This is a genomic window from Microcoleus sp. D3_18a_C4, from assembly GCF_036702415.1.
Lineage (GTDB): Bacteria > Cyanobacteriota > Cyanobacteriia > Cyanobacteriales > Microcoleaceae > Microcoleus.
This window is the reverse complement of sequence record NZ_JAUBTI010000004.1, coordinates 13427-35949: the sequence shown is the minus strand read 5'-3', so window position 1 is coordinate 35949 and position 22523 is coordinate 13427. Positions and strand designations below refer to the sequence as shown.

The window sequence follows — 22523 nt, the reverse complement described above, 5'->3', positions numbered from 1 at the left end:
GATTTAGCTCTTAGTTAGTTCTTTTTTCAGCCACTCCTCAACAAGTGCTAAGTGCGTCCCAATACAATCAATCCCCGGACGCCAAGGGTGGACTGGTGTCCGATGTCGAGACCATCCCTGCCACTGCTTACCATCAAAATTGTCAGTAATATGCACGTTGTTGATAGGTCGCCCATCGTTACGAGCCACTGGAGGGTAAAAGTACGCCATGTCTATTTGTGCATCTGGGTACCCCGATTGAATGTGAATATTGAGATCGACAGCACTATGGTTGTATCCAGACGGGACGGGGAAACTGCGAATAACAACTCTCTGAACTTGGTTGTCGATAACAGTCTCCCAAGAAAATCCGCAAGCATTTAGGTACTCCTCATCGTCAGATGGGAGGTGAAATTGTCTACGCATCTGTTAACCCTCCGTTTGATCGAGGGGTAGGGTCATAAAGCGTTCAACGCCCGGTGCTGTAAAGTCGGCTTTCTCATCTAAACCAATTTTGACAGTTTTGCCACCGCAGAGCTTTTGGTCAATTCGATATTGCTCTGGCGGGTTTTTCCCGGCTAGTTCCAACAGTTCGCGACCTGTCAGGGCTGGGCGGGTGACAACATACTTTTGCTTGTCAATTCGGATGCGGTAAGCATGGCATTGGAGCGGAAGTTTCTTGCCAGCTTTGGCATATTCTTCAACGTCGATAATTTCGTCAGAAAAATCTTGTTTGTCGGTGACGCTTTTTTCCATAAAACCTCCTGACTGCTGTTTTAAGTATTGAACCGTATTATCACTGGCACAGTATCTAGGCTAGCACAGAGAAAGAGCAATTGTGGTAACTCTGACACTGTGCTACTGATGCAACAAGGTTGGGGTACACTTTTACTACGGAAGCTTTAGGATGCTGAGAATGACCTATGAATCAGCCTTAGCCCGTATCAGCGCTCTAGTTAAGGCAAAAAGGAGAGAAAAAAAACTGGGGCTGAGAGCCGCAGCTTCGGAATGCGGGCTAAGCCCGTCTACTTTGTCCAGGTTAGAACGGGGTGCCTCATCCTCTCTGCCGGATGCAGATACTCTGGCTAAGCTGGCGCACTGGCTTGAGGTGTCTGTTGGATTTCTACTACTGGAGCAAAACCAAGAAGGTAATGAAGAGGGGCCGGAATTAACTACACCCGAGGTGGTGGAAGTTCATCTTCGAGCAGATAAGCGCCTCTCTCCAAAAACGGCTGAGGCTTTGGCTGAAATGTTTCGTATCCTCTACGAGCAATTCACTCAGTAGCCACGTGCTTAAGCTAGCTAACCACTATATATGGTCTTTAAATTCTCTGTTATGCTATATATAGTGGTTAGCTAGCTTCTAGTGCAGTGTCTCATCACCAAGCCGATGAGAAGTCCAACTCGGAGAGAAAGCAATGTAACGCCAGATAAACAGTCAGAGGGGCTTCTATTTGTGAGCAAACACTTCTTGGACTGGATTGAGAGACGCGGGCAAGAATTGCGCTGTCGCCTGAGTCTGGAACCAACGGCAGCTTTAAATCCTTATAAACTAGCTCAGACGATGGAAGTGAGAGTTGTCTCACCGTTAGACATTTTAGAACTCGCTCCCTGTCTCCTCGATCAGCTTCTCGTCCAAGACTCAGACAGTTGGTCAGGGGGTACTCTTCTATTGCCTAACGGTAAAACTATTGTTGTCCTCAATCCCAATCACTCTGAAACCAGAAAACGAGCCACTTTAATGGAGGAACTCGCTCATGTCTTCCTCGGTCATACACCCAGCAGCCTTATTGTTTTTAAGAACAGAACAGCCATGCGAAGCTGCAAGAAATCACAGGAAACTCAAGCTTATGGAGTAGGGGCTGCTGCACTGGTTCCTATGAAGCTGCTTCAACACGCTCAAAGCAATTTGACTGCAAGGGAGAAATTAGCGCATTATTGTGGAGTCAGTGTTGATCTTGTAACCTTTCGTGAGAAAGTGACAGGAGTTAAGCTTGGATAAGCAATATCAAGTCCATCCAAATGATCGCGGTACGAGCTGGAGAAGGAAAGAGGAAAAAGGAAAAAATCTTTCTTTCTTTTTTCAATTTTAAGTTTTAAGTTTTTAGCTATATCCTTACAGCTTATATGTGTAACCAACTAAATTGGCTTTGATTTTGGCAAACACGCTAACTGAAGGAAGGAAAGCTTGCTAAGTCTCTACCACTTTCGTAGACAGCCCCGCCAATTCGCGACCGTCCGTCACCCCGACGATGTAGACATCAATCTCAATGCTACCAACTCGGTAAACCTGCAACTGCGAGAGGTTCTGCTTTAGGATGCTCACCAAGTTCTGAAAGCGCTTCGCCGTTTCCTCTTCCTCTTCATCGTGCCAATCTTCTTCAGCAGTGGGGGTATCAAAAAACTCGTCCACACTCACTATTTCTACTGGAATGTCGGGTGAATGTTCGGTAAGTTGCAGCAGCTTCGTCGGAGTAAGTTCTCCCTGTGCCGGCCAATGAATGACCTCGAAGGGAGCATCGGTTTCGCTTGCGAAGAGTAAGCCCTCGGAAGCTTGTTGGAGTTGGGTGGCAATCGAGTCGGTCATGGTTGCGGTGGTTCCTCAGCTTTACTGTAATTGTACAGTTGGTGTTGGCTGATACTAAGGACTTTTTGGCACATTAGGATCTTCGCGACAGGTTGAGAGCGGTAATGATTCGCCACCCCGAATTTCGCTAATTCTCGATCGAGCGCTATCTGTCACCACATCCATACAAGCACAACCATATCCATAATAACCATTCGTTTTGACGTACTCTTTCTCGTTATAGGTAGGAACATTATCTATTCCTTTAGCTTCATATCCCCCTTGCCGCGAGATAATCCAACTACCATCTTTGTCTATTAAATACCAATTTCGAGGCGTGGGATTGTGCAACCATCCGCACCTAGTTTCAACTGCTTTAGCAGGAAGGGCAACGATAAAAAAAGATGAAATAATAACGGATATAAACAAGTTTTTATTCATAAATTTAAGTTTAGTTAATTTTTACTCAGTTATAGCAAATTCATGAGCACTGATTGATGCAGGTGAAGCAACAGCCCAATACCGCAATCCCTACTTGTTTGACTCCGAGAAAAGTTGGAGTCCCCAGAACTGCTGCTTGTGGATGGAGGATTGGCGAAGGTAAGAGTAGAATAGCACCCTAATTTCCTCACAGTTACTCAAGCATACTGCACGACTTCATCAGCTTGAGGCGATGCTAGTGGACAATGAACCAGAGCGTACAAAGGTCACGTTGGGACAGCGGGCTTGGAGGTGATCGCTCTCGAAGTCCTGAAACTCGTGAAACTGCCTGCGGTGATGGCGCTGGCTGAGTTTTGGTGTTGAGAGGCGATCGGTCAAGAATACAACCTCGTGATTTTCTTTGTATCTCCACCCATTCTGAGAAATCCTATGGGCGCATGACCAGTCACATATTTGAGCGTCACTCATGTAAGAGACAAGAAATGGTGTTTTAGGACAGCAAGCTTTTCTGTTAGCTAGCTGTCCCCACTTCTCAAATAAACTGCTAGGCGACAACAATTGTTTGACCGTTGGTTAGACGGTTGAAGTCATAATTTCTGTTACCAGCTATGAGTTCTTCAAAGCCAGAGGTAGTCATGATAATGCTATCCTTGGTGAAGTTTAGCCCGGTTGCGGATATTCCAACGGTATAACTTCCTGACGTTAATTCCAGTGCGTCTTTACCGTTTCCGCCATCAAAGTTTCCGCTACCGAAACCCTTGAGATAGTCTTTACCATCTCCTAAAAACACGTTGCCAGTACCCTCAAAGCCTCCCTCGGCAATAATGGAGTCTTTACCATTACCCGTATTAATAACGCCGTCACTAAAACCACCCTCATTGTAAATGACACCAGTGCTAGTGATTATGTCGTTACCATCCCCAGTATCAATGACGTTGTAGTTGTCAAGGGCACGGCTAGGAAAGAATTTAGAGGGAGTGAAAGCAAGGGAATCGTTACCCTCTCCTAAAAATACCCCGCCCGAATTGTAAAGTCCTCCCTGTAAAAGGATGGAGTCGTTACCAGTACCAGTATCAATTGTACCGCCGTTGACGCTGTTATATAGGGGCAAATTGCCATTTTCCTCAGCAATAATGGAGTCATTACCATTACCAGTATTAATGCTGCCGTTGTTGTAGAGGATATAATAATTGCCAGTGGCAGTTATTATGTCGTTACCCTCACCAGTATCAATACTGCTGTTGAGAGAGTTTTCGATACCGCTACCATTGCTGGTTGTACCCTTGATTATGTCATTGCCATCGCTGGTCTTTATAGACCCCTGGTTGGCAATGCCACCGGAGTCGGTACTAATGCCAGTTATTATGTCGTTGTCATCTCCAGTATCGATGGTGCCGGACTGATTCAAAATGCCGAAAGTTTTGCTAGTACCCGTAATTATGTCCTTGCCATTTCCAGTATTGATGGTGCCGAGGTAGTTCGAGATCCCGATACCATAATCACTGGTGCCAGTGATTGTATCGTTATCATCTGAAGTATTAACCGTGCCGATGTTATAGAAGCCGCTGATACCAAGTCCCTCACTGTCAAGGCTAGTGCTAGTTCCCGTGATGATGTCCTTGCCAGCAAGAGTATTAGCAATGCCAGTATTGACTATTTCATCCACTCCCGACGCGGAGACAACATCAGCCTGGTCAGTAAAATTTAGACTTGAAAGTTCGATCGCCATAGGAAAACCTCGCTAGTAAGAAACAAATCAAAAAAGAAGATTAAATGTTACTGCATATATCTGTATCACGGGTTACAAGATTCTCTTGTCTAGTGTTTTATTTCTTAACATAGCCAAAGCTATTTTGATGAGACAGCTTGCTTTTGATGAGACAGCTTGCTTTTAGAGGTTTCCGTGCCTAAAAAACTAATAATTGACAACTATTATGACAATGGAGCTTTTTAGCAGTGAAATAAAAAAGGCACATTCAACTAGAGACAAGAGTCTTGAATCTGAAGTAAGAGTTTATTAGGCTTCAATTTAACAGCATTTGAACAAATTGCCCGCCCCAACAGAGCATCAAACCTGCTATGTGTGTCGCAAGTACATCAATCACAGTTTTCGGAGGAATCAGTTTTAAAAAAGTAATAGGATTAATCACGCTTGCAGGGTCGCTCGATGGCAAGGAATTTGAAGTTTTAATTGAACAGTTTTTAGTACCCAATTTAGGCAAAGGTGCAGTCGAAATCAATTGATAATCGGCCTGGCCACAAGCGAACGGTGGTTGAACTTGATTCAATCGATCGGCTAAGCGTATCCTCAACTTATTGTCCTATTCTCTAGACTTTAATCGGATAGAATTATAGTGGTCACAACTGAAAGCTTTTTTAAGTCAGTTCTCGCCAACTCCTAGCAATATGGTAGATGTTTTACTTGGCGTAGGCGCTGAATTTGGTTAATACTAAGCACTTCAGTGGCTCAAAGTCCTCAAGAATAAGCCATTGGGCTATATAAAACTGTCCGGGCCATTGCTCTATAATGGTGACATATAATATGTTTTGATTTTAATTTTAAGTCCGAGGTCTTCTTATGGCAATCGAATTTTCAGGTATAACCTTTCCCGAAAAGGGTGATTTGGTCGTCGGCGTATCTGGGGAAGAAGAAATACTTAATAATGGCTTCGCTAATACTCTTACTGGCAAGGACTTAACTCTTGGTAACAGTGAGAACAGTATCAACAACACTCAGACAAGGATCAGCGGTTTCTACAACAGTGGCACATTCAATACCAGTGATGGTAACGATTTAATCATTACTGCTACAGACTACGACGACTTAATCCCTGACACTTACGAGTACAAAATCAGCGGCATCCACAACATTGGCACACTCAATACGGGTGAGGGTAACGATTTAATCCTTGGCATCCGTTACCAAGGAAAATACAGGTCGAGCGATCGTGATAGTAATGGGATTTTCAACGAAGGAGGCACCATTGATACAGGTGGTGGTGACGACATAATCACGGGCATTGCCCAGGGTTTTTTGAGCGTAGGAATCGAGCATAACTCAAGCAACCCCAACTTGCAAAGCCCGATCATCATAAAGACTGGCAACGGTAACGACACGATCGCGGGTACTGGCGAATACATGGGCTTACGTTTTGGTTCCATCAATGGTTCCATCATTGATACTGGGGAAGGGGATGACGTAATCACTGGCACTGGTGGGTATTCTGGCACGGTTCTCTACTCCTCTTTTCTCAACACCGGCGAGGGTAACGACACAATCACTGGCATTTCAACTCAGGGCGATGCCATTGCCAATTCCTCCACCATCAATACCGGAGATGGCAACGATATAATCACTGGCACTAGCACTTACAGTCTCGCCATCTCCAATACCGGCACCATCAATACTGGGGATGGCGATGATATAATTCTTGGCATTAGGACTGATTTTCGCTTTGGCGCGACTATCGCCAACGAGGGTATTATTAATACTGGTAAGGGCGCGGACTCCATCATTACTGATAGCGGCTTTTCTAGCTTGGGCAACATATTTTTAGGGAAAGGTACAGACTATATCAGGGGTTCTGGTTCTGCTACATTCTATGGCGGGAAAGATCGAGACTCACTGGAATTAACATCAGGCAGCTATACCGTTGAAATATTGGGGACAACGGTAGGTTTTAGAAGTAGTAATGGCACTATGAAAACTTCTGAGTTTGAAGAACTCATAGCTGGTAGCACAACCTATGACTTCAGCAGTCTAACTAACGGTCAAACAATTAGTGTCGCCTAACAGTCTGTTTGAGAAGTAGGGACAGCTAGCTAAGTGAAAAGTTTTGCTGTCCTGAAATACCCTTTATTCTTTATTGATAACTCTTTTATCAAAATCATCGATCGTCCTCAATCTCCTTCAGCCTCCATCTCCAACTCATACACCCGCAAACTCGGATGTTCGCCAATCAACTGCCAAACATATCCTTCAACCGTTGGTGAAGGTCGCGCTCCTTGGCGATACAGGAATATCGGCTCGTTTCTCATTAATGCCGTAAAAATCTCCCGCTCTCTATCCTGGCCGTCATCCCAGATGAGGTGAGCTTTACTGAAGTACCTAGCACCCATCAAACTAGCAAAGAGCCATTCCATGAGAGCTTGCTGCTCGTCTTGGTTAAGCGTAGATTGACCGTAGGTGTCGATTATGGGTGTTTTGGATTTGGGCTTGAGTGATGCGATGAGGGCGGTGGCAAGGTTGAGATATTTTTTCATTGGTCGGTGGAGATGCGTATACCTTTTAGTATGCAACCGCGCAGCAATTCAGAGATCAACCTTAACTATGGTTGTAAATAATCTTGGTTTATTGAGGCCAGAATTACAGGTTTGAGAGATTAAGATTGCAGGTTCTTACCAGTACACACACTATATAACGTGCAGCAGTTCAGGCGATCGCCAGCTCAAAGAAAAACAATCGCTATCATAAAAAAGTTCACTTATCGAGAGCAACAAGCTTCATCGTTAAACTCAAATATCTAAGTTTTTTAATCCCAGAGTCTGACAACAACGGTATTAGACATCTCCATAAGTTAGATATCTGTCCTAGCTGGGCTTGCGGTTTCAGATTCATTCTGGGAGATGTCTAACAGCTTCTCTACTCCTCGAACACGATTTCCCAAGGTTTGACCAGCAGACGATTTGATGAAGGATCGATCGTGTCTGAAAACAACTTGATACCGCCGGGGGCATTCGCGAGCTGTTTTTCTTTATTGGCCTTCACCCACTCAACGAACTTGGGGCCCGGCAGTCCGCCTGACTTGCGGTACTCGGCCCAACGCCGCCAAAACGTCGGAAAATTTACCTGTCCGTAATCTGCGATCGGTTCTTTTAAAGCAGGCATCGGCTCTACTGGTACGGCCGTGTACTCGCGCCATACTCCCGCCTCAGCGGTACTGGCGGCTTCGGCATACAGGCGCAGGCGCTGCTGCATGGCCGGACTGATGCTGTCATAAAGGAAAGGAAAAGCGTAGCCAAGGCGCACCATCTCGGTGTTGGCGTTCAGTTCGCCGAGGGTGACGTAACCCAAAACGCGCTGGTTGGGGTCGAGAATAGTTTCTTTCTCCGACTGTCTAGTTACCGAGCAGCGTACCTCTACGGACTTATCTCCGCGCTTGGCATGAAACCGCATACCGCCAATTTCTTCGAGCTTGGCAAAAGCCAGGAAGCCGTAGTTCTGTCGCGAACCGTTAGCATGAATTTCGGGGGTGTCGATGCCCTGGAAGCGGATAGTCAGGCGATTAATATCGCCAAGGGGATGAGTTCGCTTTTTGTTGACATCGGGGTTTGCCACCACTTTTGCACCAATACCGCGAACGTCTTCTACCACTTCAGCATCGAGCAACCAGAGAGTATCGCCGTCGGGACTGCCTCCGAGTTGCCGCTGCACGTCCAGATTCACCCAACCCCGCAAGATAATGGTTTCACTATCATCCACAAATGGATTCTGGATCGTTGCTTCAGTCGGACTCCACTGGACGATCGCGGTGGCAATCAGGCTATCATCAGATGCGCTGGCACTCGCGAACTGGAGCCTATGTTCACCGGGACGCAAGTCTGGTAGCGGCAAGATGAATGTAGACCAACCAGAATTGCTACCACGGCTGATGGTTCCAACTACCGCATCGTCGAGCAATACTCTCAGTCCAGCTTTGTCCAAATCGTAGCCTTGGACCATCACGAATGCGTCTGTGCCGCCGGAGGTAAGTTTAAATGGCACAGGGGAACCGACTTGACCGGGAGCAACTTTGACGAAGTTTGGTGCCAGTGAAGCCAGAACATTTCCCGCATCGCCGAAACGCTGGTTAACTTGAAGTAATTGGTGTTGAGAGGACATAATCGATTATTGCAGATATTTTTTCACTAACATTTCCCACAAATACAATCTGTTACAGCCAGTTACAGTTTTAATTTCGCTGTCTGGAATAACCGGAAAATCCGGTACTGTTTTAGACTCGATACCCAGAGGAACATACTAACCATCAACTTTTTGCCTATATATTAAGACAAATATAGGCACAAACACCTTATTAACACTTATTAAATATCACTTTATCAAAGGATTATCCCTAGTTTAACCTTGACTAAAACGTGAAACTCCGCGCTTTTCACTTCCCAAATGGTTGTCCCCAATATTGCCAACATTCTTTGTTAAAAGGTGACTTCCACTTGTAGATAAGCTCTAACTCCAGTTGCAACCGTTTTTTGCGGTTAGCTGGCGCTCCATACCAAAATGCTATAGCCACACTCACATCCAGGGAGTAGCGGCGGTGCAGTTCGATGTAGTTGGCAATGTACTTATGACAATCGTGGCTCATCCATCGTTGCTTGGGAGTGCGGTCTGTTTCTCCTACATACAGCAGCAATGGGAGTGCGTTATCGATAACGAAGTAAAGGCAAGTACGATCGCCCCAATCCGGTTTCTCACAGAATGAGAGATTGTGCAATTGCAGGGCAAACGGGTCTATGTTGTTGGGTTCACAAGGATTTACTGCTAGCTCGAATAGACTTCCCTGTCGCGGTTGTGGCGCACTTTCAGATTGTTGGTGTTCAAAAATGCGTTGTTTCCAAGAATACAAAGCCTCGGAACTCATCGTTAGTTGAGGAGATTTAGCGGAGCTGGGTTTGGGTTGCGGAAAAAGTTCGAGTTGCTGCACAGATTTTAAGATTGTTGGACGATCGCTGCTGGAAAGTGTAAGCTCAATAGAATTCTGCCAAACGCCACGCTCACGGTAGTAATGTCTCCAAATATCGCACTCATACTCTCACAATTATACCAAAGTGATGACATTGTGCGTAATGTCGTAGTCGCGTATTCTCGCCCTCTAGTCGGGTCATGTAACTTTTATAGATAATTTGGTCTTTATCGGGAATAAACCTTGGGTAAACTAGCCATCTATCTGTGATATAAAAGTAACATTTTACTGAAGTCTTAGAAGCTTTGAGAACAGCTATATCTTATAGATTTGTGCGCTGGCTACAACAAAATATGGACGCTCAAGCTGCATATAAAGCCAGTTGGGGTTTTGTTTGGGCTTAAAAGTTGTTTAAGTCCCGTTAATTTTTGGGGAGCACTAAAGTCAGTCATTTGCTGTACAAAATCAGGTGTGTACTGTACAAAAGAGCGTGAGAATACAGACATTTGCAGGGACTGGCCTCTACCTGTTTTTATCCGAAAATATCCGGCAAACGCCTGCAATTTCATGTCCCTTTACTGCTTTTTTGTGCTGTTCGTGCCTTTGCCTGTTGTGACTGGTTATGGCTGTTCTCTCTTGGTAGCAAGCAATGGTTTTGCGATCGCAAACCGTGACTAATGCGTCCATACGAAAAATATCCACCCCCCATGAATATTGAGCATACTGCTTACCCGCAGTTCAAACCTTATTGATATAGAATAAGGAACGACGGCGATGATCGCGACTGAAGCCCAAATACATCAATAAGAGCGGTAAGGTATGGGACAGGCACTGCCAACTATTTTGTTGTTGAAATATATTAGCGATCGCTCTTTACGCCTAAGTAAGTCGGCGCTTTAAAACGCAACTATGTAAACGATGTAAAGTGTTCAAATGCTCTCTACTGGCTGACTTAAGCCTATTTACATACTGTTACATTATTCGGTTTAATCCCGCCTACCTACTTAGAAATTACTACCTGGACTAATAGGGTGGAGAATTATAACCGCCATTAATAGCTAGGAGTCGAGCGACTGCTATAAACCAAGTCAGGGAATAAATGTTTAGCCGACTGTCAAGCTTTATCAGACAACAACAGTTTAGCCGATTGCAAAGCGCGAGTCCGACAACAGCAATTTACGCGACTGTCAAGGCTGACATAACGGCTACTGTGTTGCCAATTTTCTCATACTCCTTATTTGATTTTTTATTCAATTTAGATAACGGCTACTGTGTTACCAATTTTCTCGCACTTGCTCAACTTGATTCTTAATTCAACTTAGCGGGGCTCTTCTGGGTTTATGGGGATAAGTAAAGCTAATGAGAAAGACAGGCTAATAATCTAGAACGAAAGTTTACAAAATTCAAAAAGCCATAGGCTTGTCATTTAATTAATTTGATTCGGTTATTAAGTCCCTCCATCACACCACTAGATGTACGGTTTAAAAAGTAATTACAAATATTGTCTAGATGGTTGTGAATTGTTTCCAAAACTGCTCCGTAGACAACTTGAGCTTTTTGAAGCCATTCTTTCAATTGTTCCTGACCATCTTCAGGGGTTTTACAAGTTTCAAAAATACTCCTAAAATCTTCTTTTAGAGTATAAGCTAATCGCCAACGCTTAGAATACTTCAAGACAGTTTCCAATTTCACTTTTTCTTCTTCTGTTAAATCAATATTATTTTTTAGCAGGATAAAACGACTGCCTTTAATCTTAACTCCAGTTTGTTTACGCAATTGATTTAACTCTTTGAGCACTGGCTGCATGACATGAAATCTGTCGATGACAATTTTGGCATTTGGGAATACCTCTTTTACAACTTTTGGAAATCCTCCCCACATATCAACGCTGATTTCCTCAACTTTCTCTCTGATCTCAATTGGTTGCTGCTTAAGGATTTCAATGATGTCATCTTGTTTATGACTATCAATCACTTCTAGCAATTCTCCTAAGTCAATATTTGATACGACCGTGACCAAATTTTGATGTCATGCAGCGTTTACTCACTTCATCAATACTCACCCGTTTTACTTCTTCCCAATTCTCCTTTTTTTTGAGAGAAAATTGGTGGTTAAATATTCCCTGTACTTGATCCCAACTCAAAAATTCATCTCGACTTACCTGCTCTACACTCGCACTTTGCACTCGTTGATAAACATACTCTTCAGATCTTTGTGTGTATCGTCTTTCCCAATCTACAAAGGGTAATTCTTCCGTAAAATGTTTTTGACACTGATGACAATAAAATTGGCGGCGTGGCGTATTTAAATAAATTACTTTGCCAAATACTGATAAATCTCGAATCAGTATCGGTCGATTTTGTTTTAATTTTCTACTCTGCGTATTACAATGGGGGCAAGGAGCTTCATCATGTAAGAATCTCAGCTTGAGAATAATTTTATTTTCTTCTTCCGTAAAACTTTCGATGGTTGTATTTGGTAAATTTAGCAACCTATCAAGATGCAAGTCCATGCCTATCACCACGTATTCATTGTATCTCATTATACATTAATCCCCTCAAACCCAGAAGAGCCAGAAAGAGTCAATTTTATACTTATCCCAGTGAGTTTATCGAGTTTTTAGACCGGGCAATTCACACAGTATTAAATCCGAAAAAATCTCGTTAAAGTAAAAGAGGGGGAAGGGGAAGGAAGGATAAATTTTAGCTTTTTCTCTTTAATAAAAGCTAACAATAACCTATAACTTTCCATTCGGACGTTCGGTAAGCGGGGTTCCCGTCGGACTTCGGCGTGAGGCTTCGACCATGAGCTTAGCCGAATTGTGGCTCGATTGAGCGCAAGCCGAATGTCGCTCAGTCGAGCCGCATAGTTCACGGCGAAGCCTTCCTTTCCCCTCCCCAAATAATCAGCTTTTTCTACCCTTCCCCTTCCTCTTCCCTTCCTTTTTCCACCCTTCCCCTTCCCCCTCCCCCTCTTGCAAACCTTTTAAGAGATGAAAAACTGATAAATTCCGAGCGCATAGAACCAGATTTAAGGTTAAGGAAAGTGGCAAACCTCCGCAAGTCATTCGTCAAAGTGAGACGGAATAAATAGTCAGCAATAATGGAGGCCATCGCCTGATTAATTGTGAGACTCTGAGCGTTAATAGTGGATAACTCAGCACAAGATAAATGGGGTTCTGCCAGTTCTTCAGGCTGGGATTCTCTCAAATTGGGGCACTGCCAAATAGGAGAGGGTAGGGCTCCCATAATGCCTGTTCTCTCAAATTGATCTAGGTGAGTAATTAACCCCTCACCACAATTATGACTACCTAGTAGAATTTGACCGCTATCAAAGTTATTGCCAGCATCAAGATACCAGATTCTTGGAATATCAGAGTGGCGGTTACTTTCTAGTGTTTTGCCGAGGGAACGACGAGCCGCACTATTGTCAACGCAGCCAGTGATAATTACCAAATCATTCCAGTATGATTTTACCAATTTGGGGTCAAAATAGTCAGGAATTGCACTAATTTCTAGCCCCCAGGTAAGATTGTAACGCAAAGCAAGAGTAGCGGCTTTATTCAATCCGAGTTCAGATTGACAAAATCTCTGCCTTCCCAAGTTTTTCTCTTCAACAATGTCAGGGTCAACAAAGGCAACATTGACATTTTTACCACGTTGTTTGAAAACGTAAGCTAATCGTGCTAAACTTTCAGCTACATAAGAGCCAGTGCCCCCACAGCCAACGAGCCACAAGTGTAGGTGAGAGTAATCTTTGAGGAGGAGATGGGTAGAATTGGCGTACTCAAAGTCGAGGTTTAAGGGAGTTTTGGTAAGCATCGGTGATAAAATATGGCTCTTCAAATACAGAACTAGCTTTAATTAAGCTATAGTGTCCGAAAATTCCGATTCTGACTAAAATCTCAGGATTTAAAGTATTAACTTTACCCAAGACTGCATAGAGTCTAAACCCGCGCTCGTCAGCATCATCTGTGCTACTAAAGAAAGCAGGCATTTCTCCGTGAGAGTGGCATTCAATTAAGGCAGTTGAGCAGGATAAATTATCAAGAGGTTGGCAGCTTGTTCGTGTAGTTGTTTGGAGTGGAATTGTCAGTTGCCATTGATTGCGGCTGTCAAGGGATAGGTGAAATAAAATCTCTGTGAGATTCCCACTATTATCTTTGCAAAATGCAGATTTTGTACACATAGAAAGGAGTAATTCTAATGGTACTGAACGAGTGTCAAGGTGCAAGTACGGTTCTATAGATGGCAACCCTTTGATAGTATTGGGCGCTGAATTTGCAATAGGAATCATTGCCTCTAGTCCGGGGCGAACTGAACGCACAAACACGCCGTTAGAAGCTGTAACGTATTCGCAGAATACTCCAGTAGCAATGGGAGGCAAGGGAATAGAGGCATGAATGTGGTTAAAAAGTTTTAGCATTAACTTAAACTTGGCGGTTGAAAGAAAAATGTTGAGTGCAATGCCTAGATAGGGTTAGCAATCAATAAAAGGTGTTCTATTAAAGAGTTAATTGACTGGTTGCACCTGCTTTCAACTAAATCTTTAACAGGATAGGAACGCCTTTTTTTCAAGGCTAAACTTTTCAGATGTTCTCTGACATCTTGGGGAAACTTTCGGCTTTTTTGGCTGGATAAGTCAGCATTGAAAGGAGTAGTGATGAAAGTTTGCCAAGCAATATCAATGGTTTGAGTTGAAGCAACCGGGGGAGTATTTTGTCCCCAGCAAATTAAACCGTTTGGGTGGATATTTGGTAAGGGAGTATGGTAAGCTTTCGCCTCTGGGTTGAAGGTGGCGACATCAGTTGCCCATACCCAATATTGAGTGTTCTGTCCTACCAATACCAAAGCGGTTAGCGGAATAGTAATCGGTTCAATATCATCAAAGTGGAGGTTATATTGAGCAGGAGGTATGAATTTTACTACCCAATTTCCTTGAGAATTAGTTCCCCACCTTATGACTCCTGGAGGCATCCAACCTGTATCAATTGGCTCGTGAGAAAATGCAGTTCTCAAACTGACAGAGGAGAGTAGTTTGTAGTGTTCCTTTGTCCCTTCTCGATAATGGAACAGGTATTGTTCTTTGATGAACAGTAATTCAGCATCAATTTCTGTTAGCTGTCGGGGAGCTATTTGCAGAATTTCACGGAAGGCTTCTCCTGACAAATGTTGCATAATAGCTTAAAATTGATAGAGGTTATAGAGCTAACCCGATAGGTAAGGTTAGCTCCTACTTGAAAATTAGTATTCATTCGATTTCATTAGGGTAGCAACTCTCCAAGTTTTATCCGAGTTTTCTGGGCATTCTGAACTCACTTCTTGGTTGTCCAGCCAAGCTTTTTTGTCAAAATAATCAATTTTGAAAAAGTAGTTTTTGCTATTCAGTTGAATGGCAAAAAAATCTCGTTCTCCGTAGGGGTCGTTGCCCGATTCAAAACTGTTAAAATCTCTTACTAATTGCAGTAATTTTTGTTGGTATTCAGGAGGAAGAGCTTTTACAGTTTGAGTGATCCGAATTTCACCAATTTTGGTATTTCCTTGACGCAACTGGTCATTGAGACGTGCAATTCTTTCGGTTGTTGTTAGAGTTTCAGTCATGGTTAAGACCTCAATTTCCAACAGCTACAACCGCACTAGCGGTTGCTGCTTCACAATGAATACGCTTAAGCGGGGAGCTCAGCATTTTTAGACTTGAGAGTTTCAATCGTAATTATTTGGATTCATAGGTAATTCAAATTGACAAAGTGCTCTTGTTCCAGAGTTCAAGAATTTGCTGAAAACGTCGAGGGCGGTCAGTAGCAAGCCAGTCGATAACCTGTTGAGCTTGGGTTATTACTTCTTTAGCACTTTGCCATTGCGCTGATAAAGATATCAAGTTTTCGACTGTCCATTCTCTAAATTGATACTCGTCTTGAGCGCAGCCGTCTAGCCAAATATTACCTGTTGAATAATTGAGGAAACTTAGTACAATTGGCACTAATTTTATGGGAAAGTCAGCCAGAGAGCAAAGCTCTTGGAATTGCAGATAATTGATACTATCGGGTGGTAAAACGTGAGAAAATAAAACGTTAAATTCCTCTTCATACCAATCTTGTGCGTCATTTTCAGTTAGCCAATCTAGTCCTTTAGAAGTTAGAGGCAGCAAGATTTGCCACTCAGGGGCTAATGACTCAATATCATAATCTTCATAGCTCAACCAATCTAACCCCCAAGGCTCTATCAGGAGTTCGTCGAGGCGTTCTTCTTGGGCTATTTCTAATTGCCAGGGGCTGATAGGGATAAGTTCTGTTTCGTCAAGCCGACTGAAAAATTCTAATTCGCGGGGGCTATGAATGTCAGGACTATCAGAGTAAATAGAACTGGTACTGGTGGTAAATTCAGTTGGAAAAAAGTGTTGGTAAAGGTTTAGTATTTGAATACTATTAAGCGTTTGCTGGAGAAATTCAATCGCTTCAATTGGCTTGGTTACTGGGTAGGAGTGTCGCAAACCAGCGATGGCTTGCGACACAGACAAAATGGTTGCAGGCATTAAAAATTCAGGGGAATTTGGGGATGTGCAATAGCTGGCGCAAGTTGCAGTTGTTTGAGAGTTGCTTTAAATCGCTGTAGTTCTTGTTCACCTCTCGCTATTGCTTGAGAGATTTCTTGAGTGCGACTTGCTAAGGTTAGCGGAGTAACATAACCGTTGATAGATTCACATTGGAGAGCCCAAGTGAGTTGGACAGCTTGATTCGGTTCTTCTGGTGCTGCCATAAGTGAGGAGAGTGGGGAATGGGGGGGAGGATTTGATGAGTTTTTATCTGGCATTGAAATACGCAATTTTTATGCAGTACGGATAGTTTTTTTTGCGACTCTTCTACACCTTTTGTCTTGGCTTGTTTGATGATTTTAATGGGTTGACCTGCTTTTCTTTCAATCGTAGCTTCGCTTAATTCCGGGAAGTAAGGAAGCAGGACTTCGAGTAACTTTTCATCATTTGAAGTAATTTCGTTGGGCAGTTCAATTTGTCTGCCTTCGTATTCTATTAGACTCATTTTTACCTCTTTAAAACAAGGAAATTTGGACTCCGATTTCACCCTTATTGACGGGTGAATCAGTAGGGTGTTGAGGGATTGGTTTAGCTTTCTTGCGGGGTGGACGTAAAGAAGAGCGAATTTGAGCACTCACTTTTCGGTTAGGTAAATTGGAGGCTAACCGCTGGAGCAATTCTTGTAAAGCACTTGGCAAAGCTCCAATTGAGTTCTCTCTAACTTGTGTTAATAATGGTAAGTCGTCGTGGCTCGTTGCTGTAATTTCTACGATTCGCCCTTCGGGATGCCCGTCGTCTGGTCGCATAATAATGTGGATTTTGACTGTACAAAAATTGAATTCATAAGGTTCTGATTCTCCTTCATCAAGTAAGTCAGGACTCTGTGAAATGTTCTCAGTTTTGTTGATGGTTTCACCCACTTTTTGAGTAGCTGAAAGTGGAATCTCCTCTCCAGTTAGTTCGGAATTTGGTTCTATTTGGGTCATGGCTGGATTCGCAGTACAAGCAAGTGCAGCTTATTCTCAAAAATTGCCGCGATCGCGGCCTTGCTTTTAACGATCTATTTTTTGGAAAGTTTTAACGGTAAGCGTGTTTCCCAAGAAATTTCTTAATTAATTCCCATTAATTATCTGTCCGACAAGATGCGGTCGCACTTGTCTCTATTGATTCTTTGATTGTAATTGCTCAACCCCCTTGACAAGAAGACGAGATAGACATTAGATAAAGGAATGGAAAAACTACCCGGCTTAAAGCAACTATTGAACGAGGCAAAAGAAGCCTTGATAGTAGAGCTATGGCAAGAAATCCAAAAACTCAGCGCAACATTAGCCACCTACGAACCTTGCGCCAGAGCCATCTCCCAAAAAAACTCTTCAAAATTCCGAAGTATTGATAGAGCTAGTACCTAGATAGCAAATAAGTAGACAGAATGGTACACTTATCGACAAAACTACGGTGTACCATTTTGTTTAAACTCGCGCGTTTTTGCAAAAAAACTGGGATTGTCAGTAAAAACACTCCAGCGTTGGGATGTCTCAGGGAAGCTACCGGCCAAGCGCACCCTATCAGGTCATCGGTTTTACACAGAAGACGATCTCTTGATAGCTAACGGATTGAAGCCCATAGAGGCCAAACGAAAAATCGTAGTTTACTGTCGAGTTTCATCCAGCGGGCAAAAGCCAGAACTCAAAAACCAGATGCTAGCAATGGAAGCCTTCTGCCTAGGTCGAGGGCTAAGCGTTGATGACTGGATATCGGAAATTGGCGGTGGACTAAACTTTAAGAGAAAAAAGTTTCTAGCAATTATGCTGTCAATGCTTAAGGGTGAAATATCAACAATCGTAATTGCACACAAAGATAGGATGTGCAGATTTGCCTTTGAATTCATCCAAGAACTTGCCGTATCAGTCGGATGTGAAATTATAGTCGCCAACCAAGAATCACTGTCTCCTCAACATGAATTAGTAGAAGACCTGATGGCAATAATTCACTGTTTCTCCTGTCGGTTATACGGTCTACGAAATTACTCCAAGGAAATCAAAGAAAATTTAAAAAATGCTATTGACAAACCAGTACAGGACGTGGCAGAGTTAAACAAAGAAATCCAGTGTTGAGGTCGAACAATGCTTCTATCCATCAAAACAAAGTTAAAGCTAAACAAAAGTCAATCAACAGTTATGAGTAAACACGCTGGCATAGCGAGATTTACTTATAATTGGGGACTGGCTACTTGGAGCAGCCTTTATAAAGATGGATTGAAGCCCAACAAATACTTGCTCAAAAAATTCTTTAACAATCATGTAAAACCTGAATTTACGTGGATAAAGGAGGCGGAAATCTGTCAAAAGATAACTCAATACGCCTTTGACAATCTTGGAGATGCGTTTGCTAAATTTTTCTCAAAAAAAGGTGGATATCCCAGGTTTAAGAAGAAAGGGCATCACGACTCTTTCACGATTGACGCTAGCGGTAAGCCTATCCCTGTGGGCGGTACATCTATAAAGCTGCCGACAATCGGCTGGGTAAAAACTCACGAAGGGTTGCCTCATACAACTTGCAAGTCAATCACCATCTCGCGCACTGCCGATAGTTGGTTTATCGCATTTGCCTACGAACAACATCATGAACCTACAGTCAAAAGTCATGACGTTGTAGGAGTTGACCTGGGTGTTAAAGAGTTGGCTACGCTTTCAACTGGCGTAGTATTTCCGAACCCAAAGCACTATAAAGCGCATCTCGCAAAACTTAAGAGATTGTCAAGAGTCTTAGCGAGAAAGGTGAAAGGTTCCAATAATAGATGTAAAGCCAAAATTGAACTAGCAAAGCATCATGCAAAAATAGCAAACCTCAGAAAAAATACTCTACATCAAATCACTACTTACTTATGCAAAAACCACGCAACGATAGTAGTAGAAGATTTGAATGTCTGTGGAATGCTAAAGAATCACAAACTTGCGGTATGGTAATAGCTGATTGTGGATTCCATGAATTCAAGCGCCAGTTAGAATACAAAGCTAAAAAGTTTGGCTGCGAGATCGTCGTTGCCGACCGCTGGTTCCCATCAAGCAAGACCTGTTCAAATTGCGGACTAATCCAAGGTATGCCGTTAAAAGAAAGGACTTATAACTGTGAAAGTTGCGGTCATTCGATAGACAGGGATTTGAATGCAGCAATAAATTTATCACGGTTGGCTAAACCGTGAAAGCTTACTGAGGGATAGCCGCTCCCATGCCCCCGATGAAGTAAGAAGCAAATGTCTAGACTTGTCTAGTATTTGTATAGCAGAAGGAATATCTATTGCGCTCGCAAGCTATATTACTATTAGCCACATCTACGATTGCACAGCTATCAATCAGAGCATATTTACTTATGCAATTGTAACTATCCGTACAAATGCGATCGCTTTAGAGCGTCAATCAATACTATGATAAAAAGTTGTAGTTAGTAGAGAATCAGTAAAATATATAAAAAATTCTCCCAGCTATCAGTAGGTTCTGTCGCTGGGAGAAATCGCTGGAAAGTCGGTTTATTCAACTAACGCAGGTATCTCGATTAATTCGATTTCAAACCTTCGCTGCATTCGCCGTTATTCTTTAGGCACAGTAGGCTTTGGTTGGATGTCAAAAATAATCACAAATGTGCGGGTTTTCACTAACCGCTGCAAAACCCGTAGATGATCGTCTGCATCGTTTCTCTTACGAAATCGTGCCACAATAACACGCTGACAATTAGGAAGCAGGCTAATGATACACCACGGGTGCAATTTTTCAGAGTAGGTCATTTTAGTACCTCAGCAGTAAAAGTAACAGATTGTGCTCTTGTTTGATTGCTTGCCAAGACAGTAATTGAATAATCTTGTCAAAGACAGGTCACGGTGACATTGATATTTGACAAGGTTTGTGCTAAGACAAGCTCAAATTATTTTTTGATGCTGAAAAAGCTTGATGTATAGCAGCCAACAAAACTGTTAGAACAAGTCAGCAGTATATGATTGCGACAACGTATACAGTCGTTGCCCTAAACAGTCTTTCCGTTATACGCGCCGCTACTATTAATCCAGGCTATTCTCTTCGCAAGGCGGACACAGGAAAGCCACCAATCCCTCTGGAATTTCCTCAAAATGCTCCAGCAGAAAATCCATTAAAGCCAAATGACGCAAATCGACAGCAGTAGGGAATCGGCGATTTTCCCCCTTTCTAAACCAACCCCGCACTGTAGAATCAGAACGAGAACAAATAAAAGCAATTTCCTCATAACTCACTCCCCACTTTGCATAAAACTGCCTCGGTGTCATTTGCAATTGGCATTGACTGTAAACTGCAATCAAATTGCGTTCTCTATCTGTCAAAGTCTGCTGCTTTTTTATCATCCTCAAACTTCTCCAAATCTTCCTCCCAGGCAGTATCAAACTGACACCACTTTGCACTCTTGGAATCAGGAGTAAGGCAAATGATATAACACCACATCCAACAACGCTGACGCTGTTCATAGTTGTAAAATTTGCCTATAACCATTCCTCTGTCACCTTCTTCGCCAACATCAGTCCAGCGCACCATCTCGCCACACTCAAAGCGCGGGGGATGAATTTTGGCAAAATTTGCAGGCAACTCAGTTGAAGGTGGTATATCCTTCAACTGTTTTAGTGGCAGGCCCGAAATCAAATCTCGCTTTCCTTTTGAGATTGACATGAGTTCTTAACTGTGCATCGACTGCAACTGATTTGTTTTGATAGGTTTTCAGATCAATTTCTTGATAAAGAAATTGCAGCGCGACATCTCCTTGAATCAATCAATTGGAATCTATATTTGACCGACTATTTTCAAATTCAAACTCTGACTAGGCTATGAATTTTTTGAGACTCCGCCTAATCGCGTTGACTCCTTTTTTGCCCGATGCAATTAATTTCTAGACTGCTGTTTGTCCGAGAGAAGGTACTAAAACTTTGCTTAAATCGGCTGCGTTTGATCAACCAGAATCCCTTCTAGGATTTATTAGCAGGAGTATTGCCACTGCCAGCAGAGAAGTTGGCAGCGATCGCCCTCAACGGCAAGAGTTGCTACCATATCTAAACCGGGGACTAACTCAATCAAAGACCATCGGGAAACTTCTTTTGGATTTTCCAGAAAGTTTAACAGTGCTGCTGGTTCTCCCGGCGCAATCGCAACATCAAATCCATCCAAAGGAATTGAAAGACCTTTACCTACCGCTTTGATGTAGGCTTCTTTGCGAGTCCAGCAGGTAAAAAAAGCTCTCAGTTGTTGATGTTTGGGGAGCGAGCGCAATACGGCGTTTTCAAAAGGCGAAAAAAAACTTTCGGCTATCTGCTGGTAGGGAAAATCTTTACGAATGCGTTCAATATCAATGCCAACTTCTCGATTTTGCTCCACAGCAATGAGAGCAATTCCGTGAGAGTGAGACAAATTGAAGCAAAGTTTATATTCGGATACTGCGGTAACTAAAGATGGTTTTCCGTAGGGGTTATAGCTAAAGCGCAGTTCGTTAGGATTTTTATTTAGATAGCAGCCCAAAATTTTTCTGAGAATACCGCGAGCTGCGATAAAATGCGCTCTGTCTTTCTGAAAGTAAAAACGCTCTGCTCTTTTAAGTTCGTCAGTAGAGAGACTCTCCTGCAAGCTTTGTAGGCAAGATGCTCTCATCTCCAGATCAACGCGCCAAACATGAACCTCATCGCTATTAAGTATTAGGTCTTTTGGGGGTATTTTCCACTCAATTATATTAGTATTCATCATTAGTCGTAAGCCGTGAAAAATTATTGATTTTGCTGCAATTTTTGACAAGTAGCTTGAAGCAAAAGCAACTGATATCTCTTTAAAAAAAAGTGATGGTATGGAAACATTTGCAGCGAACAAAAAGCGATTGTATGTTTGTTCCAACCTTCAATAATATCGGGACTCGTTTCGGGGTATTGCAAACCACCAATTACAGTAATCGGACATTCTAATGGCGCTTCGTTAGTATAAACATAGACTTCATCAATTGCTAAATCTGCCCGCACAATAGGAATCAGTAGTTGCATCATTTCGTAATTTTATAGAACTTCTTTAGGGATACCGTTGAGACGATGCAATTCATGCAACAATTCCGGTTCTGACAGAGCGTGCATTGGCTATGGATCGGGAATGTGAGGTGCAAGGCTAGCGGATGCGACTGCTAAAAATTGGTAACTCGCTAAATAGGACTCAGATTTTCGCAAACAATTAGGCCTACCACCAGAGACCTCAATAACAAATAAGTATCAATTAGGAACAAATCTAGTGAAGAAATGGTAGTTGTAGTTGATAAATAACTACTTTTTGTTGCTATAT

Annotated in this window: 31 protein-coding genes and 1 pseudogene; 7 read left to right on the top strand and 25 right to left on the bottom strand. The window is 42.8% G+C overall.

Annotated features, from left to right (window positions below; all coding sequences use genetic code 11):
- Positions 1-3 precede the first annotated feature (3 nt).
- Both QUB16_RS03260 and QUB16_RS03255 read right to left on the bottom strand, forming a co-directional pair.
- Positions 4-405 (bottom strand): E2/UBC family protein, encoded by a 402-nt coding sequence (locus QUB16_RS03260; protein ID WP_333313985.1) that lies wholly within the window; start codon positions 403-405, stop codon positions 4-6.
- 3 nt (positions 406-408) lie between these two features.
- The gene (locus QUB16_RS03255; RefSeq protein ID WP_333313983.1) at positions 409-735 is read right to left on the bottom strand and encodes a multiubiquitin domain-containing protein; all 327 of its coding nucleotides are present in this window, start codon (positions 733-735) and stop codon (positions 409-411) included.
- Between the two features lie 151 nt (positions 736-886).
- Between QUB16_RS03255 and QUB16_RS03250 the strand changes: the two genes are divergently transcribed.
- Positions 887-1264, top strand: a complete 378-nt coding sequence (locus QUB16_RS03250; protein WP_333313982.1) for a helix-turn-helix transcriptional regulator — start codon at positions 887-889, stop codon at positions 1262-1264.
- A 171-nt stretch (positions 1265-1435) separates the two neighbouring features.
- Complete coding sequence (locus tag QUB16_RS03245; protein WP_333313981.1) at positions 1436-1981, top strand: ImmA/IrrE family metallo-endopeptidase; 546 nt, start codon at positions 1436-1438, stop codon at positions 1979-1981.
- 189 nt (positions 1982-2170) lie between these two features.
- Here the strand turns inward: QUB16_RS03245 and QUB16_RS03240 are convergent, their stop codons facing one another.
- From QUB16_RS03240 to QUB16_RS03225, 4 genes are all read right to left on the bottom strand, one after another.
- Positions 2171-2566 (bottom strand): nuclease A inhibitor family protein, encoded by a 396-nt coding sequence (locus QUB16_RS03240; RefSeq protein ID WP_333313979.1) that lies wholly within the window; start codon positions 2564-2566, stop codon positions 2171-2173.
- A gap of 54 nt (positions 2567-2620) precedes the next feature.
- On the bottom strand, positions 2621-2986 hold the full coding sequence (locus QUB16_RS03235) for a DUF4087 domain-containing protein (RefSeq protein WP_333313978.1): 366 nt from the start codon (positions 2984-2986) through the stop codon (positions 2621-2623).
- Between the two features lie 544 nt (positions 2987-3530).
- On the bottom strand, positions 3531-4715 hold the full coding sequence (locus QUB16_RS03230; protein ID WP_333313976.1) for a hypothetical protein: 1185 nt from the start codon (positions 4713-4715) through the stop codon (positions 3531-3533).
- 295 nt (positions 4716-5010) lie between these two features.
- On the bottom strand, positions 5011-5274 hold the full coding sequence (locus tag QUB16_RS03225; protein ID WP_333313974.1) for a hypothetical protein: 264 nt from the start codon (positions 5272-5274) through the stop codon (positions 5011-5013).
- Positions 5275-5564: 290 nt separating this feature from the next.
- On the opposite strand from QUB16_RS03225, the gene QUB16_RS03220 reads away from it, so the two are divergent.
- Positions 5565-6779, top strand: coding sequence for a hypothetical protein (locus QUB16_RS03220; RefSeq protein WP_333313973.1), 1215 nt, complete (start codon positions 5565-5567; stop codon positions 6777-6779).
- 107 nt (positions 6780-6886) lie between these two features.
- On the opposite strand, the gene QUB16_RS03215 is transcribed toward QUB16_RS03220, so the two are convergent.
- From QUB16_RS03215 to QUB16_RS03150, 14 genes and pseudogenes are all read right to left on the bottom strand, one after another.
- Entirely contained in the window at positions 6887-7249 is a 363-nt protein-coding gene (locus QUB16_RS03215) for a hypothetical protein (protein ID WP_333313972.1), read from the bottom strand.
- 379 nt (positions 7250-7628) lie between these two features.
- Positions 7629-8867 carry a thermonuclease family protein gene (locus tag QUB16_RS03210; protein ID WP_333313970.1) on the bottom strand — a complete coding sequence of 413 codons (1239 nt, stop codon included), beginning with the start codon at positions 8865-8867 and terminating at the stop codon, positions 7629-7631.
- A gap of 271 nt (positions 8868-9138) precedes the next feature.
- Entirely contained in the window at positions 9139-9687 is a 549-nt protein-coding gene (locus tag QUB16_RS03205; protein ID WP_333313969.1) for a GIY-YIG nuclease family protein, read from the bottom strand.
- A 139-nt stretch (positions 9688-9826) separates the two neighbouring features.
- Positions 9827-9952, bottom strand: a pseudogene (locus QUB16_RS03200) (IS1 family transposase); the annotation flags it as partial.
- A 236-nt stretch (positions 9953-10188) separates the two neighbouring features.
- The gene (locus tag QUB16_RS03195) at positions 10189-10353 is read right to left on the bottom strand and encodes a hypothetical protein (protein WP_333313968.1); all 165 of its coding nucleotides are present in this window, start codon (positions 10351-10353) and stop codon (positions 10189-10191) included.
- A 735-nt stretch (positions 10354-11088) separates the two neighbouring features.
- Positions 11089-11640, bottom strand: a complete 552-nt coding sequence (locus QUB16_RS03190) for a transposase (protein WP_333314175.1) — start codon at positions 11638-11640, stop codon at positions 11089-11091.
- Between the two features lie 19 nt (positions 11641-11659).
- The gene (locus QUB16_RS03185; protein WP_333313966.1) at positions 11660-12208 is read right to left on the bottom strand and encodes a transposase family protein; all 549 of its coding nucleotides are present in this window, start codon (positions 12206-12208) and stop codon (positions 11660-11662) included.
- Between the two features lie 373 nt (positions 12209-12581).
- Positions 12582-13487 (bottom strand): ThiF family adenylyltransferase, encoded by a 906-nt coding sequence (locus tag QUB16_RS03180; protein ID WP_333313964.1) that lies wholly within the window; start codon positions 13485-13487, stop codon positions 12582-12584.
- Positions 13453-14091 (bottom strand): Mov34/MPN/PAD-1 family protein, encoded by a 639-nt coding sequence (locus QUB16_RS03175; RefSeq protein WP_333195952.1) that lies wholly within the window; start codon positions 14089-14091, stop codon positions 13453-13455. Before QUB16_RS03175 ends, QUB16_RS03180 begins: the two co-directional genes overlap by 35 nt.
- Positions 14092-14135: 44 nt before the next feature.
- Positions 14136-14843 (bottom strand): hypothetical protein, encoded by a 708-nt coding sequence (locus QUB16_RS03170; RefSeq protein ID WP_333313963.1) that lies wholly within the window; start codon positions 14841-14843, stop codon positions 14136-14138.
- Between the two features lie 66 nt (positions 14844-14909).
- On the bottom strand, positions 14910-15266 hold the full coding sequence (locus tag QUB16_RS03165; protein ID WP_333313962.1) for a DUF3768 domain-containing protein: 357 nt from the start codon (positions 15264-15266) through the stop codon (positions 14910-14912).
- 133 nt (positions 15267-15399) lie between these two features.
- Positions 15400-16197 carry a hypothetical protein gene (locus QUB16_RS03160; RefSeq protein ID WP_333313961.1) on the bottom strand — a complete coding sequence of 266 codons (798 nt, stop codon included), beginning with the start codon at positions 16195-16197 and terminating at the stop codon, positions 15400-15402.
- A 136-nt stretch (positions 16198-16333) separates the two neighbouring features.
- Positions 16334-16702, bottom strand: coding sequence for a hypothetical protein (locus QUB16_RS03155; RefSeq protein WP_333313959.1), 369 nt, complete (start codon positions 16700-16702; stop codon positions 16334-16336).
- 10 nt (positions 16703-16712) lie between these two features.
- A complete protein-coding gene (locus tag QUB16_RS03150; protein ID WP_333313957.1) occupies positions 16713-17183 on the bottom strand; it encodes a hypothetical protein in 471 nt (156 codons plus the stop codon).
- A gap of 243 nt (positions 17184-17426) precedes the next feature.
- On the opposite strand from QUB16_RS03150, the gene QUB16_RS03145 reads away from it, so the two are divergent.
- The 4 genes from QUB16_RS03145 to QUB16_RS03130 all read left to right on the top strand — a co-directional run bounded on the left by QUB16_RS03145 (position 17427) and on the right by QUB16_RS03130 (position 19399).
- Entirely contained in the window at positions 17427-17606 is a 180-nt protein-coding gene (locus QUB16_RS03145; RefSeq protein WP_333207111.1) for a hypothetical protein, read from the top strand.
- Positions 17607-17693: 87 nt separating this feature from the next.
- Entirely contained in the window at positions 17694-18311 is a 618-nt protein-coding gene (locus QUB16_RS03140) for an IS607 family transposase (protein WP_333314173.1), read from the top strand.
- Positions 18312-18320: 9 nt separating this feature from the next.
- On the top strand, positions 18321-19163 hold the full coding sequence (locus QUB16_RS03135; protein WP_333313956.1) for a transposase: 843 nt from the start codon (positions 18321-18323) through the stop codon (positions 19161-19163).
- Positions 19082-19399 carry a zinc ribbon domain-containing protein gene (locus QUB16_RS03130; protein ID WP_333207109.1) on the top strand — a complete coding sequence of 106 codons (318 nt, stop codon included), beginning with the start codon at positions 19082-19084 and terminating at the stop codon, positions 19397-19399. Before QUB16_RS03135 ends, QUB16_RS03130 begins: the two co-directional genes overlap by 82 nt.
- 384 nt (positions 19400-19783) lie before the next feature.
- Here the strand turns inward: QUB16_RS03130 and QUB16_RS03125 are convergent, their stop codons facing one another.
- The 5 genes from QUB16_RS03125 to QUB16_RS03105 all read right to left on the bottom strand — a co-directional run bounded on the left by QUB16_RS03125 (position 19784) and on the right by QUB16_RS03105 (position 22237).
- Complete coding sequence (locus QUB16_RS03125; RefSeq protein WP_246276690.1) at positions 19784-19978, bottom strand: hypothetical protein; 195 nt, start codon at positions 19976-19978, stop codon at positions 19784-19786.
- A gap of 270 nt (positions 19979-20248) precedes the next feature.
- Positions 20249-20566, bottom strand: a complete 318-nt coding sequence (locus QUB16_RS03120; RefSeq protein WP_333313954.1) for a helix-turn-helix domain-containing protein — start codon at positions 20564-20566, stop codon at positions 20249-20251.
- Positions 20535-20885, bottom strand: a complete 351-nt coding sequence (locus tag QUB16_RS03115; protein ID WP_333313952.1) for a hypothetical protein — start codon at positions 20883-20885, stop codon at positions 20535-20537. The genes QUB16_RS03120 and QUB16_RS03115 overlap by 32 nt, the downstream gene beginning before the upstream one ends.
- A 303-nt stretch (positions 20886-21188) precedes the next feature.
- Positions 21189-21947 (bottom strand): 4'-phosphopantetheinyl transferase superfamily protein, encoded by a 759-nt coding sequence (locus tag QUB16_RS03110; RefSeq protein WP_333313951.1) that lies wholly within the window; start codon positions 21945-21947, stop codon positions 21189-21191.
- Positions 21948-21967: 20 nt separating this feature from the next.
- On the bottom strand, positions 21968-22237 hold the full coding sequence (locus QUB16_RS03105) for a thioesterase II family protein (RefSeq protein WP_333273574.1): 270 nt from the start codon (positions 22235-22237) through the stop codon (positions 21968-21970).
- Between the last annotated feature and the right edge of the window lie 286 nt (positions 22238-22523).

Bases quoted from the DNA above. Each gene is read 5' to 3' on its own strand.
- QUB16_RS03260 (WP_333313985.1), bottom strand. From the start codon at position 405: ATGCGTAGACAATTTCACCTCCCATCTGACGATGAGGAGTACCTAAAT.
- QUB16_RS03255 (WP_333313983.1), bottom strand. From the start codon at position 735: ATGGAAAAAAGCGTCACCGACAAACAAGATTTTTCTGACGAAATTATC.
- QUB16_RS03250 (WP_333313982.1), top strand. From the start codon at position 887: ATGCTGAGAATGACCTATGAATCAGCCTTAGCCCGTATCAGCGCTCTA.
- QUB16_RS03240 (WP_333313979.1), bottom strand. From the start codon at position 2,566: ATGACCGACTCGATTGCCACCCAACTCCAACAAGCTTCCGAGGGCTTA.
- QUB16_RS03235 (WP_333313978.1), bottom strand. From the start codon at position 2,986: ATGAATAAAAACTTGTTTATATCCGTTATTATTTCATCTTTTTTTATC.
- QUB16_RS03230 (WP_333313976.1), bottom strand. From the start codon at position 4,715: ATGGCGATCGAACTTTCAAGTCTAAATTTTACTGACCAGGCTGATGTT.
- QUB16_RS03220 (WP_333313973.1), top strand. From the start codon at position 5,565: ATGGCAATCGAATTTTCAGGTATAACCTTTCCCGAAAAGGGTGATTTG.
- QUB16_RS03215 (WP_333313972.1), bottom strand. From the start codon at position 7,249: ATGAAAAAATATCTCAACCTTGCCACCGCCCTCATCGCATCACTCAAG.
- QUB16_RS03210 (WP_333313970.1), bottom strand. From the start codon at position 8,867: ATGTCCTCTCAACACCAATTACTTCAAGTTAACCAGCGTTTCGGCGAT.
- QUB16_RS03195 (WP_333313968.1), bottom strand. From the start codon at position 10,353: ATGGACGCATTAGTCACGGTTTGCGATCGCAAAACCATTGCTTGCTAC.
- QUB16_RS03185 (WP_333313966.1), bottom strand. From the start codon at position 12,208: ATGAGATACAATGAATACGTGGTGATAGGCATGGACTTGCATCTTGAT.
- QUB16_RS03180 (WP_333313964.1), bottom strand. From the start codon at position 13,487: ATGCTTACCAAAACTCCCTTAAACCTCGACTTTGAGTACGCCAATTCT.
- QUB16_RS03175 (WP_333195952.1), bottom strand. From the start codon at position 14,091: ATGCTAAAACTTTTTAACCACATTCATGCCTCTATTCCCTTGCCTCCC.
- QUB16_RS03170 (WP_333313963.1), bottom strand. From the start codon at position 14,843: ATGCAACATTTGTCAGGAGAAGCCTTCCGTGAAATTCTGCAAATAGCT.
- QUB16_RS03165 (WP_333313962.1), bottom strand. From the start codon at position 15,266: ATGACTGAAACTCTAACAACAACCGAAAGAATTGCACGTCTCAATGAC.
- QUB16_RS03160 (WP_333313961.1), bottom strand. From the start codon at position 16,197: ATGCCTGCAACCATTTTGTCTGTGTCGCAAGCCATCGCTGGTTTGCGA.
- QUB16_RS03155 (WP_333313959.1), bottom strand. From the start codon at position 16,702: ATGAGTCTAATAGAATACGAAGGCAGACAAATTGAACTGCCCAACGAA.
- QUB16_RS03150 (WP_333313957.1), bottom strand. From the start codon at position 17,183: ATGACCCAAATAGAACCAAATTCCGAACTAACTGGAGAGGAGATTCCA.
- QUB16_RS03145 (WP_333207111.1), top strand. From the start codon at position 17,427: ATGGAAAAACTACCCGGCTTAAAGCAACTATTGAACGAGGCAAAAGAA.
- QUB16_RS03135 (WP_333313956.1), top strand. From the start codon at position 18,321: ATGCTTCTATCCATCAAAACAAAGTTAAAGCTAAACAAAAGTCAATCA.
- QUB16_RS03130 (WP_333207109.1), top strand. From the start codon at position 19,082: ATGCAAAAACCACGCAACGATAGTAGTAGAAGATTTGAATGTCTGTGG.
- QUB16_RS03125 (WP_246276690.1), bottom strand. From the start codon at position 19,978: ATGACCTACTCTGAAAAATTGCACCCGTGGTGTATCATTAGCCTGCTT.
- QUB16_RS03120 (WP_333313954.1), bottom strand. From the start codon at position 20,566: ATGATAAAAAAGCAGCAGACTTTGACAGATAGAGAACGCAATTTGATT.
- QUB16_RS03115 (WP_333313952.1), bottom strand. From the start codon at position 20,885: ATGTCAATCTCAAAAGGAAAGCGAGATTTGATTTCGGGCCTGCCACTA.
- QUB16_RS03110 (WP_333313951.1), bottom strand. From the start codon at position 21,947: ATGATGAATACTAATATAATTGAGTGGAAAATACCCCCAAAAGACCTA.
- QUB16_RS03105 (WP_333273574.1), bottom strand. From the start codon at position 22,237: ATGATGCAACTACTGATTCCTATTGTGCGGGCAGATTTAGCAATTGAT.